The sequence below is a fragment of the Acidimicrobiales bacterium genome, assembly GCA_035540975.1.
Classification (GTDB): Bacteria; Actinomycetota; Acidimicrobiia; order Acidimicrobiales.
This window is the reverse complement of record DATLFN010000120.1, coordinates 1-12,441: the sequence shown is the minus strand read 5'-3', so window position 1 is coordinate 12,441 and position 12,441 is coordinate 1. Positions and strand designations below refer to the sequence as shown.

The window sequence follows — 12,441 nt, the reverse complement described above, 5'->3', positions numbered from 1 at the left end:
GTCGTGCTCGACAAGAAGCACGTCGCCCTCCGCGACATCCTGGCCGCCGACCTGAACCGCCTCACCGCCCTGTTCGTGGAGGTGTGCGAGCGCAACCGGCGCTACCGCGACTACACCCGCCACGACCTGCACGAGGCACTGCGTGAGGTGGCCGCGTGCTTCCCCGTGTACCGCAGCTACGTCCGCCCGGCCACCGGTGGCGTCCACGAGGACGACGTCGCCGTGGTGGAGGCGGCGGTGGCGGCGGCCACCGACCGCCGCCCCGAGATCGACGCCGAGCTGTTCGCCTTCCTGGCCGACCTGCTCCTGCTGCGCCACCGGCCGGAGACGGCGCCCGGCCTGCCGGCGCTGGCGGGGGACGTGGAGGCCGAGCTGGTCACCCGCTTCCAGCAGTTCACCGGCCCGGTGATGGCGAAGGGCGTCGAGGACACCGCCTTCTACGACTACGTGCCGCTGGTGTCGCTCAACGAGGTGGGCGGCTCGCCCGGAGCCTGGGGCACGGCGGTGGGCGACTTCCACCAGGCGTGCGCCGAGGCGGCGAGCAACTGGCCGACGTCCATGCTGGCGACCAGCACCCACGACACCAAGCGCAGCGAGGACGTGCGGGCCCGTCTGCACCTGCTGTCGGAGATGCCCGAGGCGTGGGGCGAAGCGGTCCGGCGCTGGTTCCTCGCCAACACCCGCCACCGCACCGGGCTGGAGCGGCCGGACTCCAATGCCGAGTACCTCCTGTACCAGACGCTGGTCGGCGCCTGGCCGCTGACGGTCGACCGGGCCGTCGCCTACATGGAGAAGGCGTCCAAGGAGGCCAAGGTCCACACGTCGTGGATCGACCCCGACCCCGGGTACGACGCCGCCCTGAAGGCGTTCGTGGAGGGGGCCCTGGACGACGACGCCTTCGTGGCCGACCTCGAGGCGTTCGTCGCCCCTCTGGTCGGGCCCGGGCGGGTCAACTCGCTGGCCCAGGTCCTGGTGAAGCTCACCGCGCCCGGCGTCCCCGACACCTACCAGGGGACCGAGGTGTGGGACCTCAGCCTGGTCGACCCCGACAACCGCCGGCCCGTGGACTACGAGGTGCGGCGCCGGCTGCTGGAGTCGTTGGACGGTCTCGACGCCGCCGAGGTGTGGGCCCGGGCCGACGACGGGATCCCCAAGCTCAAGGTCGTCCGCGAGGCGCTGCACCTGCGGCGGCGGCAGGCGGCGGCGTTCGGCGGTGCCGGCTCGTACGAACCGCTGGCCGCAGCGGGTGCCAAGGCGGCGCACGTGGTGGCGTTCGTCCGCGGCGGGGCCGCCGTCACCGTCGTCCCCCGGCTGGTGCTCGGCCTCGGCGGCGACTGGGGCGACACCACCGTCGAGCTGGCGGCGGAGCGGTGGCGGAGCGTGCTCGACGGCGCCGAGATCGACGGCGGCGCGGTGGCCGTGGCGGCGCTCCTGGAGCGCTTCCCGGTGGCCCTCCTCGAGCGCTCGGCACCGTGACGGGCCGGACCGGCGCGCCCGGCGACCGCGGATCGTGTCGTCTCCGGCACCGGTTCGGGGAAGGGTCGGGTCCATGACTCGTTTCCGGGTGTGGGCGCCGAACGCCACCGCAGTGGAGCTGGACCTGAGCGGGCGCCGGGTGCCCATGGCCGCCGCCGGCCGCGGCTGGTTCGAGGCCGACATCCCCGACGCCGGGCCCGGGGCCGACTACGGCTTCTCGCTCGACGGCGGGCCCGTCCGGCCCGACCCGCGCTCGCCGTGGCAGCCGGCGGGCGTGGACGGCCCGTCGCGCACCGTCGACCACGCCGCCTTCCCGTGGGCCGACGCCGGCTGGCGCGGCGTCCACCTCCCGTCGGCGGTGATCTACGAGCTCCACGTCGGGACCTTCACGCCCGAGGGGACGTTCGACGCGGTGATCCGGCGCCTCGACCACCTCGTCGACCTGGGCGTGGACGTGATGGAGCTGCTGCCGGTGGCCGAGTTCCCGGGCACCCGGGGCTGGGGCTACGACGGCGTGGACCTCTACGCCCCGCACTCCGCCTACGGTGGCCCCGACGGCCTCAAGCGCCTGGTCGACGCCTGCCACGCCCGCGGCCTCGGGGTGGTGATGGACGTCGTGTACAACCACCTCGGGCCGGCCGGGAACCACCTCGGTGCGTACGGGCCGTACTTCACCGAGCGCTACGCCACACCCTGGGGCCAGGCGGTCAACCTCGACCAGGCGGGGAGCGACGAGGTGCGGGCGTTCTTCGTGGACAACGCCCTGATGTGGCTGCGCGACTACCACTGCGACGGGCTGCGCCTCGATGCCGTCCACGCCATCCTCGACACCTCGGCCATGCACCTGCTGGAGGAGCTGGCCGTCGAGGTCGAGGCGCTGGCCGCCTCCGTCGGCCGGCCCCTGTTCCTGGTGGCGGAGAGCGACCTCAACGACCCGCGGGTGGTCCGCCGTCGCGAGGTCGGCGGCTACGGTATGGACGCCCAGTGGAGCGACGACTTCCACCACGCCGTCCATGCCGCCCTCACCGGCGAGCGGGACGGCTACTACGCTGACTTCGGGTCGCTCACCGACATCGCCACGGCCCTGCGGCGCGCCTTCGTCCACGCCGGCGGGTACTCGCCCTACCGGGACCGGCGGCACGGGCGCCACGACGCCACGTTGTCCGGGCACCGCTTCCTGGGCTACGCCCAGAACCACGACCAGGTGGGCAACCGGGCCCGGGGCGAGCGCAGCGCCGCCCTCATGTCCCCCGGGCGGCTCCAGCTGGCTGCCGCTTTGGTCCTGACGAGCCCCTTCGTGCCCATGCTCTTCCAGGGCGAGGAGTGGGCGGCGGGCACCCCGTTCCAGTACTTCACCGATCACGCCGACCCCGCCCTGGGCCGGGCCGTCAGCGACGGCCGGCGGTCGGAGTTCGTCGCCTTCGGGTGGCAGCCGGCCGACGTGCCCGACCCCCAGGACCCGGCGACCTTCGAGCGGTCGAAGCTCGACTGGTCCGAGCTCGGCGAGAAGGACCACGCCGCCGTGCTCGACTGGCACCGCCGCCTCATCGCCCTGCGCCGGTCCGTGCCCGAGCTGACCGACGGCCGGCTCGACCTCGTCGTCTGCCGGGTCGACGAGGACGCGGGCTCGCTCGTGGTGCGCCGCGGCCCGGTCACCGTCGCCGGCAACATCGGCGCCCGGGCGGTGGAGCTGGCGGCCGAGGGGAGCGTCGTCCTGGCGTCCGACGGTGCCGAGCTCGTCACCGGCGGGACCCTGCGCCTGGCGCCCGACTCCGTCGCCGTCCTCACCGCGTGACGCCGACCCACGACCCGACCTACGACGCGGTCGTCGTCGGCGGCGGCCCGGCGGGGCTGGCCGCGGCCACCTGGGTCGCCCGCTACCGGCGCACCGTCGCCCTCCTCGACGGCGGGGAGCCCCGGAACCGGTGGGTCGACCTCGCCCACGGCTACCTGGGCGACGACCCGGTGAACCCCGCGACGCTGGCCGAGCGGGCCCGGGAGCAGCTGCTCCGCTACCCCGAGGCCGAGCACTGCGTCGGCGAGGCGTCGGAGGTCGGGCGCGACCGTGACGGTCTGTTCCAGGTGGTGACCGAGGGCGGCGGCCCCGTGCTGAGGGCACGACGGCTCGTGCTCGCCACCGGCGTGCGCGACCGCTTCCCCGAGGTCGACCGCTTCTTCGAGCACTACGGCGCCAGCGTCTTCCACTGCCCGACGTGCGACGGCTACGAGGCCCGGGAAGCCGACGTCGTCGTCTTCGGCTGGAGCGAGGACGTCACCGGCTTCGCCCTGACCCTCCTCGGGTGGGCGCGCTCGGTCACCGTCGTCACCGACGGCCGCACCTTCGAGGGCGACGCCGGCTGCCGGCGGCGTCTGGCGGACGCCGGCGTCGCGGTGCTGGAGGACGACGCCACCGAGCTGCTCGGGCCCCGGGGCGGGCTGGAAGGGGTGACGCTGCGCGACGCCGGCGTGCTGCCGTGCGGCATGGCGTTCTTCTCCATCGCCCACGAGCCGCGGACCCGGCTGGCCGAGCAGCTCGGGTGCCGGCTGACCGACGAGGGCTGCATCGACGTCGACCATGACGCGGCGACGTCGGTCCCGGGCGTCTACGCCGCCGGGGACGTCACCCCGGGCCTCCAGCTGGTGCAGGTGGCGGCGGCCAAGGGGGCGACGGCGGGCGTGTCGTGCGCCCAGTCGCTGCGGGGCGAGGGCGGCATGCCGGCGTCGTGGCACGGGCGGGTCGTCCTCGGGTAGACCTGGCCCATGAGCGACAGCGAGGCTGAGGACCAGGCGGGCGACGGCGCCGACGGCGCCGGCGGCGCAGCGGAAGAGGGCGGCGCGGGTGACGGAGGCGATGCCGCGGCGGGCGGCGACGACCGGGCCGGCACCGTCGACAAGGAGCCGGGTGGGGACGCGGCGGGTGGCGCCGGCGACGCCCCGGGCGACCAGTCGGCGCCCCAGGCGGAGAGCGGTTCGGAGACCGACGCCGGCGGCGACGACGCTGCGGCGGAGGAGGAGAGCGGATCGGGGAGCGACACCGGCGACGACGACGCTGCGGCGGTAGGCGCCGACGACGCCTCGGGCGGCGACTCCGGTTCCGACGACGAGACGCAGCCCGACGACGAGGTGGAGCCCGACGAGGAGGACGGGGGCGAGCAGGCCTCGGCGAGCCCCGAGGGGCGGCTCGAGGCCCTCCAGGAGGACATCGACGCCGTCCGCCGCCGGGTGGCCGACGACACGGTCGGCGAGGGCGACGAGGCCTTCATCCAGGAGGGGGAGGCGTCCGAGGACGAGCCGGTCGACGACACCATCGCCCCGCCCGGCTGACCCCGACGAGCGGTCCCGGAAAAATCTCGGGAAACGTGTTTGGGCCGCCACGGGGTGGGGCAGAAACTATCTCGTCCCGCCCCCCGGGAGCCCCACGTACCGGGAGAGCCGAGCTATAGCCGGCTTTCCCGGTACGTGCGCGTCCGGCCCCGGGTCGACGGCCGGCCGCCACCGCGGACCACCGTGCACCACCGTGCACCGGGCGGCGATGCCTCAGGCCACGGCGGTGGCGGGCGGGGCGTCGTCGAGCAGGCCGAGCACGGCGCGCTCGACGGCGCCCTGGGTGGACAGGTGCCCGAAGGCGGCCGCCTCCCCGAGCCCCGAGAGGGCACCGGCGATGGTGACGCCGGCCCGGTACCGGTCGACCACCCGGGGGTCGACGTACGACGAGCGGCACACCGCCGGTGTGTTCCCGAGGTAGCGCGACACCTCCTTCATGGCCCACGCCACCGCCCGCTTCCGGGCCGTGGGCGACCCCGCCTCCGAGGCGACCGCCAGGCTGACCGCGGCCAGGACGGTGGCGTTCCACGTGCGGAAGTCCTTGGCGGTGAACTCGCCGCCCGTGGCCTCCTTGACGTAGGCGTTGATGTCGCCCGAGCGCACGTCGGACCACCGCCGGCCCTGCCGGTAGGCCAGGAGCTCCGGGCCACCGCCGCGGCGGCGCTTGAGGGCCTCGACCACGGCGAACACCTCGGGGTCGACGACCGACTGCAGCCGGCGCTTGCCGCTCTTGGCCACGTAGTCGAACCGCACGCCGCCGTCGACCAGGCGCACGTGCCGCTTCTGGATGGTGGCCAGCCCGTAGCTCTGGTTCTGCTCGGCGTAGCCCTCGGTGCCGATCCGGAAGAACCCGATGTCGAGCAGTCGGGTGGCGCAGGCCAGGACCCGGGGCTGGCTCAGGTCGTCGCCCGCCAGGTCTGCGGCGATGACCTCCCGGAGGCGGGGGAGCGCCCGGGCGAAGTCCAGCATGTGGTCGAACTTCTCCTGGTCGCGCCGGGCCCGCCAGGCGTCGTGGTAGCGGTACTGGCGCCTCCCGGCCGCGTCGGTCCCCACCGCCTGGATGTGGCCGGTCGGGACCGGGCAGATCCACACCTCCGTCCAGGCCGGGGGGATGGCGAGCGCCCGGATGCGGGCCAGCACCTCGGGATCGTCGACCCGGCCGTGCTCGTCGTAGTAGGCGAAGCCCCGGCCGGCCCGGCGGCGGCGGATGCCGGGACCGGCGCAGTCGACCCGCCGCAGGCGCACCACTCCAGCGGCTCAGACGACGCCGAGGTCGCGGAGCGCGGGGCGCAGCTCGGCGTCCCAGAAGCGGAAGAACCCGTCCTGGTCCGGGCCCACCTGATGGATGTAGACGTGGGTGTACCCGGCCTCGGCGTACGACCTGACCATCTCGGCGTGCCTCGAGACGTCGGGCCCGCACGCGACCTTCTCGGCGACGTCGTCCTCGGTGACCGTGGAGGCCGCGTCCTCGAAGTGCTTGGGCGTCGGCAGGTCCTGCGAGAGCTGGCCGGCCAGGCCGCCGTTGGGCCAGATCTCGAGCGCCGTCCTGCGGGCCGACGCCTCGTCCTCCGCCCAGCACACCGTGACCTGCCCGTAGCGCGGCTTGCCGGCCCCGCCCTCCTTCTCGAACGTCTCCAGCGTCTCGGCCTCGGGGGACACGCCCCAGAAGCCGTCGCCCACCCGGCCGGCCAGGGCCGCGGCCTTGGCGCCGGAGCCGGCCACCACGATCTCGGGCCGCGGGTCGGGGAGGTCGAAGATGGTGGCGTCCTCGACGGTGAAGTGCCTGCCGTAGTGGTCCTGGCTGCCGCCCTGCCAAAGCAGGCGGATCACCTCGACGGCCTCCTCGAGCATCTCCAGGCGGATGGGCGCCGGCGGCCAGCGGTGGCCGAGTATGTGCTCGTTGAGGGCCTCGCCGCTGCCCACGCCGAGGAAGAACCGGCCGGGCATGAGGCAGCCGGCGGTGGCGGCGGCGTGGGCGATGACCGCCGGGTGCGTGCGCATGATCGGGCAGGTCACGCCGGTCCCGACCCGGATGCGCTCGGTCGCCTGGGCCATGGCGCCGAGCACGCCCCACACGAACGGGCTGTGGCCCTGGGCCTTGATCCACGGGTGGAAGTGGTCGGAGATGCCGATGAAGGAGAACCCGGCCTCCTCGGCCTGCACGGCCTGGCGCACGAGGTCCAGAGGGCGGTGCTCCTCGCTCGACAAGGCGAAGCCCACCTCGACGGTCGAAGCCATGGGTGTCCTCCTGGGGAAGCCGGGGTCGGCGTACCCACTACCCGTTCGCCCGGCCGCCAGAACGCGCGCCCGCCGAGCGATCCTCCCCTGCGGCGGCGACGCCTACCGGGGCGCCTCGTCCTCGTCGGGGAGGGGCCCGGGGAGGGACTGCTCGATGGCGTCCGCCTCGGGGACGTCCGCGGCGATGCGCACGGGGGCGTTCTCCATGTCGGGCGGGACGGCCGGGACCTCCTGCTCGGCGCGGTCGGCGTCGGGCACCGGGTCGGGGACGGGAGCGTCGGAGGTGCCGGGGGAGTCGGTCATCGCCGGGCCAATCTAGCTAGGACGGGCCCGCGGGGGCGAGGCCCGGCGCCGACGGGGCGGCCACCACGGCCCGCTTCACGCAGCGGATGCGGGTGCGGCCGTCGGAGGTGTCGCGGGTCACCTCGTCGGTGAACGTGCGCACGAGCCACAGGCCCCGGCCGTGCTCGGCCCGAGGGTCGGGCGGCTCCAGGGCGAGCTGCGGCCAGGCCAGGCCGCCGCCGTCGTCCTGCACCTCCACGATCACGTCGGCGCCCTCGGTGAAGGCGCGGATCACCACGCCGCCGCCCTGCCAGGTGGCGTGCTCGACGGCGTTGGCGCACAGCTCGGTGGCGGCGAGAAGGAGGTCGTGGATGGCGTCGGCGTCGACGGGAACCCTCACCAGCCATTCGCGGAGGAGGCCTCGGCTCACCGACACCGCCGCCATGCTCTGCGACAGGCGGTGCTCGAACGGGCCCAGGGCCGATGCTCCCGCCCGCGGCGGTGGCATGCGGCGGCGGAGGATCAGCGCCAACGAGTCGTCCCGGCGGGCGGCCCCGGCGAGCGTGCGCTCGACCAGGATGCGTGCCTGCTGCGGCGCCGGGTACGGGGCGGTCTCCTCGGCGAAGCGGCGCAGCGACGCCAGGCCGCTCACCACGTCCTTGGTGCCCTCGACCAGGCCGTCGGTGTAGAGGACGAGGCTGTCCGTGCGGCCGAGGGCCACCTCGGCCACCCCCTCGGAGCCGGCGCCGGGCCAGCCGATGGGCACGCCGGGGGAGCGCACCTCGACGGCCCGGCCCTCGTGGACGAGGAAGGCGGGCGGGTGCCCACCGCCCGCCAGCCGGAGCTCGCCGGTGGGCGGCCGGTAGCGGCCGACGAGCAGCGTCGCCACCAGCTCGGGGTTCTGGGCGGTGACGATGGCGTCGGCCCGCCGCACCACGTCATCCAGCGGGCAACCGTCCAGCACCAGCAGGCGGAGGGCGTGGGTGACGGCCAGGGCGTCCTTGGTGGCGGCGACCCCCTTCCCCATGACGTCGACCACCGCGAAGTGGAGGTCGCCGTCGGGGAGGAGGATCCAGTCGTACAGGTCGCCGCCGGTGGCCACACCGGGGTCGGCGGGGGAGTAGTAGCTGCCGAGCTCGGTGTTGGGGACCACCGGCCGCTCCGGCACCACCGCCGCCTGGAGCTGGTTGACCATCTGCTGCTCGGTGGCGCGCAGCTCGTCGAGGGCGCGGCGGTTCTCGAGGTTGTCGACGGCCACGCCGAGGTGGCAGCCGAGGACGGCGAGCGACGCCTCCCCGTCGGGCGAGAAGCGCTCGTGAGCGGCGGCGGCGGCGACGATCACGCCGTGGTTGCCGGCGTCGGCGCCCGGCACGGGCACGGCCACGATGCTCGCCATCCCGGGCAGGCACGCGGCCAGATCGGGGTCGAGGCGCCAGTGCCCCTCCCCGTCGCCGATGCGCACCGGGCGCCCCCCGCGGACCGCCGGGTGCAGGGCGGCGTGGTGACGAGGATCGCCGAGGTCGGCCAGGGAAGCGGTCGACGTGGGGCGGATGGTGGCGGTCACCCAGTGGGGCTGCTCGTCGTCGAGCAGCCACACGCCGGCGACGTCGGCGGACGTCAGCACGCGGGCGGCGTCGGCGACCCAGGCGAGCAGGCGGTTGCGGTCCGCCTCGCCGTGCACGGCGCGCGCCGCCTCGGCCAGCACGGCGGCGGCGGGGCGGCCCGTCACGGCCGCCGGTTCCGTGGTGGGCGAGGCCACGGCGGCAGGGTACGAGGGGGAGTCCGCACGGGCAGGGCCGATCCGGCACGCTACCAGCCCGTTTGCCACTCCACGGGTCGGGGAACCGACGCTCTCGGTGGCGCACTCGACGATCCCCGAGCAGCCGCCGCTCGAGCGTGCCCGGCGGGCGCGGACCGGCCGGCGGGCCTTCCTCGCCGTGCTCTGCGTGTTCCTGCTGGCGGGCGTCCTCGGGCTGCTCGGCGTCCGCACGTCGACGGTGCAGGCCACCGGCGGGGCGTACGAGCTCGAGCTCCGCTACGCCCGGGTGACGCGGCCCGGCCTGGCCGTGCCCTGGTCGGTCACCGTGCGACGCGACGGCGGGTTCGACGGCCCGCTGACGCTGGCGACGACGAGCACGTACTTCGACCTGTTCGACGAGAACGCCTTCGGTCCCGAACCGGAGTCGGTGACCACCGACGGCGAGTGGGTGATCTGGGAGCTGAAGACGCCCGATCACAGCGACACCATGGAGATCTCGCTCGACACCCGCACCGGCCCCAACGTCCAGTGGGGCAAGGAGGCGACCACCGCCGTCCTCGAGAACGGCCGGCCGGTGGTGCAGGTCGACTACCGCACGTGGGTGCTGCCCTGATGGAGCTGCCCCTTCGCGCCACGGCCGTCTTCTTCTTCCTGTGGGCGCTGACCCGGGCGCTCGGCAAGCGGGAGCTGGCCGAGATGAACGCCTTCGAGCTGGTGCTGCTGATCGTGCTCGGCGACCTGATCCAGCAGGGCGTGACGCAGGAGGACTACTCGGTGACGGGCGCCCTCCTGGCCGCCGGCACCATCGGGTTCTGGGTCCTGGTGTTCTCGTACCTCTCGTTCAAGTTCCCACGCTCGCGTCGCGCCCTCGAGGGCGAGCCGCTGCTCGTGGTGCGGAACGGGGAGCCGCTGTACGACGCCATGCGGCTGGAGCGGCTCACCCTGGAGGAGATCGAGGAGGAGGCCCGGATGCAGGGGCTGAAGGACCTCTCGGAGGTCGAGGTCGGCATCATGGAGCCCGACGGCAAGTTCTCCTTCCTCAAGACGAACGGCGAGCAGCACCAGCCCGACGAGAAGCACGCCGCCGAGTAGCAGGGTCGGTCGGCGGCCGGGCTCCGCGCTGTCCCGTGGGAGGATGGGGCATGGCGGTGTCGGACGGCGTGGTCCTGGTGAACCCGGAATCGGGGCCCGATCCCGAGCCGACGTCGGCCGTGCGGGAGCACTTCGCCGGCCACGAGGTCATCGAGTGCGACGGCGACGGCCTCGAGAAGGTGGCGTCCGGCGCCATCGAACAGGGAGCGGGCTTCGTCGCCATGGCCGGTGGCGACGGGAGCATCCGCTGCGTCGCCTCGCTCCTCGCCGGCACCGGCATCCCGCTCGTCCCCGTCCCGACGGGGACGCGCAACCACTTCTCACGCGAGCTCGGGATCGAGACGGTGGCCGACGCGGCCGCCGCCGTCGACGGCGTGCGCCGCCGGGTCGACCTGGCCGAGGTGAACGGCGAGCACTTCGTCAACAACGCCAGCATCGGGTTCTACGCCGCTCTCGTGAGCGAGCGGGACTCGCACGAACGCCACCTGCCCAAGCCGCTGGCGAACGTCACCGCGGCGTGGGCGCAGGCCCGCAAGGGCCACCGCTTCGGGGCCGTGGTCGGCGGGACCACGTACCGGGCCTGGCTGGTGTTCGTGGGCAACGGGTGCTACGGCGACGGCTTGACCGACCTGACCAGCCGCGCCGCCCTCGACGAGGCGATCCTCGACGTGCGCGTCCTTCGCGCCGACCGGGTCCTGGCGCGCGCCCGGACCGTCCTCGCGCTGCTCGCCGGTCGACTCGCCGCCTCCCCCCTGCTCGCGTCCACCCGGGAGCAGGACGTGGTGGTCGAGCTGGCCGGCACACCCGACGTGGCCGTTGCCCTCGACGGCGAGGTCGTGCGCCTGCGCCCGCCGTTGCGGTTCCGGTCGCTGCCCGGCGCCCTCACGGTCCTCGTCCCGCCGGAGGCCGATGCTAAGGTCGCGACCTGATCCGGGGCCGTTAGCTCAGCTTGGTAGAGCACTTGCATGACGCGCAAGGGGTCAGGGGTTCAAGTCCCTTACGGCCCACGACGAAACCGCAGGTCAGCGGCTCCGAGCCCGCCTGCGGGGGCCGGCGCTAGCCGGTAGGGGAGCCAAAGGGGGAGCCAACCGCCCCGAACAGGCCTCCATGGGAGCCACCGCCGCCCCCACGGCCGGTGCCACGGCGTGCCGGTAGAAGCGGGCCGCCATCCGCGTCCCGTCGTGGCCGAGGATGTCGGCGACGTGTTCGAGGGGGACACCGGCCGCCGACAGGAGCGAGCAGGCGGAGTGCCGAAGCTCGTTCGGGTGCCACCGGCCGAGCCCCGCGCGCTCGGTCAGCCGGGCGAACAGGCGGCGCAGGTTCGACGGGTCGACGGGCGCCCCGAGGGCGTTGGCGAACACGAGGTCGAGGTCTGCCCACGCCGAGCCCGCTACGAGCCGCTGGCGGGCCTGTAGCGCCCGCTGACGCTGGAGAGCGGCCACCACCGGCGCCGGCATGGCGAGCGACCGCCGGGACTTCGGCGTCTTCGGTTCCCCGAACGTCAGCACCTCGCGCCCGTCCGGGCCGCGCTCGCGCTTGCGGGCCTGCCGGACGTGAAGCGTTCGCCCGTCGAGGTCGACGTCGGCCCACCGCAGCCCGCACAGCTCGCCGGGGCGAAGGCCGAGCATGAGTCCGGTGACTACCAGGGGGCCAAAGGGGTCGGCCTCGGCGACGGCGAGGAGCTGCGCCGCCTGCTCGACGGTGAGGGAGCGCCCCTCCTCCGGTGCCCGTGCCGCGGCCGGCATCTCTGCCAGTTCGGCCACGTTGCGCGCTACGAGGTCGCGGCGCTGAGCGTGCTTGAGTGCCATGACGGCGACGGACCGCACGCGCATGACGCTGTTGCGGGCCATCCCGTCCGCTGCCAGGCGGCGGAGCAGGCCCTCGACGTCCTCGGGCGTCAGCGCGCGTAGCCGCTTGGCGCCGAGCGCCGGCTTGAGGTGGCGTTCGACTGCCCAGCCGTAGTTGGCGATCGTGTTGGTGGACTTCACACGGCCACGGGCCGGCAGCACGTCGGCGAGCCAGCCGTCGAGGTAGCGCCCGAAGCTCAGCGCGCCGTCGCCCACGGGCAGCCCCGCCTCGGCCTGGTGCTGGAGCGCCCGCAGCTTGTCGCGTACCTCGGTCTTCGTGCGGCCGGTGACCTTCGCCCGCCGCCGCTTGCCCGTGCCGTCGTTGCCGAGGTCGACCGTACCGACCCAGCGCTGCCGCGACTCCTCGAAGAAGATGCTGCCCTCGCCGTGGCCGCGTCGCTTAGCCATCACTCACCTTCTGTC

Annotated in this window: 12 protein-coding genes and 1 tRNA gene; 8 read left to right on the top strand and 5 right to left on the bottom strand. The window is 74.5% G+C overall.

From position 1 onward, the window contains the following. The 4 genes from VM242_12265 to VM242_12250 form a co-directional block, all read left to right on the top strand. Positions 1-1,476: hypothetical protein (locus tag VM242_12265; GenBank protein ID HVM05937.1), on the top strand; the 1,476-nt coding region annotated here is incomplete at its 5' end. A gap of 73 nt (positions 1,477-1,549) precedes the next feature. Beyond that, positions 1,550-3,271 carry a malto-oligosyltrehalose trehalohydrolase gene (treZ, locus tag VM242_12260; GenBank protein ID HVM05936.1) on the top strand — a complete coding sequence of 574 codons (1,722 nt, stop codon included), beginning with the start codon at positions 1,550-1,552 and terminating at the stop codon, positions 3,269-3,271. Beyond that, positions 3,268-4,227 carry an NAD(P)/FAD-dependent oxidoreductase gene (locus VM242_12255; protein HVM05935.1) on the top strand — a complete coding sequence of 320 codons (960 nt, stop codon included), beginning with the start codon at positions 3,268-3,270 and terminating at the stop codon, positions 4,225-4,227. The genes treZ and VM242_12255 overlap by 4 nt, the downstream gene beginning before the upstream one ends. Before the next feature lie 9 nt (positions 4,228-4,236). Then, positions 4,237-4,800 carry a hypothetical protein gene (locus tag VM242_12250; GenBank protein ID HVM05934.1) on the top strand — a complete coding sequence of 188 codons (564 nt, stop codon included), beginning with the start codon at positions 4,237-4,239 and terminating at the stop codon, positions 4,798-4,800. Positions 4,801-5,013: 213 nt separating this feature from the next. On the opposite strand, the gene VM242_12245 is transcribed toward VM242_12250, so the two are convergent. The 4 genes from VM242_12245 to VM242_12230 all read right to left on the bottom strand — a co-directional run bounded on the left by VM242_12245 (position 5,014) and on the right by VM242_12230 (position 9,079). After that, on the bottom strand, positions 5,014-6,045 hold the full coding sequence (locus VM242_12245; GenBank protein ID HVM05933.1) for a hypothetical protein: 1,032 nt from the start codon (positions 6,043-6,045) through the stop codon (positions 5,014-5,016). A gap of 12 nt (positions 6,046-6,057) precedes the next feature. Then, entirely contained in the window at positions 6,058-7,038 is a 981-nt protein-coding gene (locus VM242_12240) for a TIGR03557 family F420-dependent LLM class oxidoreductase (GenBank protein HVM05932.1), read from the bottom strand. A gap of 102 nt (positions 7,039-7,140) precedes the next feature. Beyond that, complete coding sequence (locus tag VM242_12235; GenBank protein HVM05931.1) at positions 7,141-7,341, bottom strand: hypothetical protein; 201 nt, start codon at positions 7,339-7,341, stop codon at positions 7,141-7,143. Positions 7,342-7,357: 16 nt separating this feature from the next. Continuing rightward, positions 7,358-9,079 carry a SpoIIE family protein phosphatase gene (locus VM242_12230; protein ID HVM05930.1) on the bottom strand — a complete coding sequence of 574 codons (1,722 nt, stop codon included), beginning with the start codon at positions 9,077-9,079 and terminating at the stop codon, positions 7,358-7,360. 97 nt (positions 9,080-9,176) lie between these two features. Here VM242_12230 and VM242_12225 point away from each other — a divergent pair, with 97 nt between their 5' ends. The 4 genes from VM242_12225 to VM242_12210 all read left to right on the top strand — a co-directional run bounded on the left by VM242_12225 (position 9,177) and on the right by VM242_12210 (position 11,178). After that, entirely contained in the window at positions 9,177-9,692 is a 516-nt protein-coding gene (locus VM242_12225) for a hypothetical protein (protein ID HVM05929.1), read from the top strand. Next, entirely contained in the window at positions 9,677-10,171 is a 495-nt protein-coding gene (locus VM242_12220; protein HVM05928.1) for a YetF domain-containing protein, read from the top strand. The genes VM242_12225 and VM242_12220 overlap by 16 nt, the downstream gene beginning before the upstream one ends. A 50-nt stretch (positions 10,172-10,221) precedes the next feature. Further along, positions 10,222-11,100 (top strand): diacylglycerol kinase family protein, encoded by an 879-nt coding sequence (locus tag VM242_12215; GenBank protein HVM05927.1) that lies wholly within the window; start codon positions 10,222-10,224, stop codon positions 11,098-11,100. 4 nt (positions 11,101-11,104) lie between these two features. After that, positions 11,105-11,178: transfer RNA gene (locus tag VM242_12210), tRNA-Val, on the top strand. Positions 11,179-11,193: 15 nt separating this feature from the next. On the opposite strand, the gene VM242_12205 is transcribed toward VM242_12210, so the two are convergent. Next, complete coding sequence (locus VM242_12205; protein HVM05926.1) at positions 11,194-12,426, bottom strand: tyrosine-type recombinase/integrase; 1,233 nt, start codon at positions 12,424-12,426, stop codon at positions 11,194-11,196. Between the last annotated feature and the right edge of the window lie 15 nt (positions 12,427-12,441).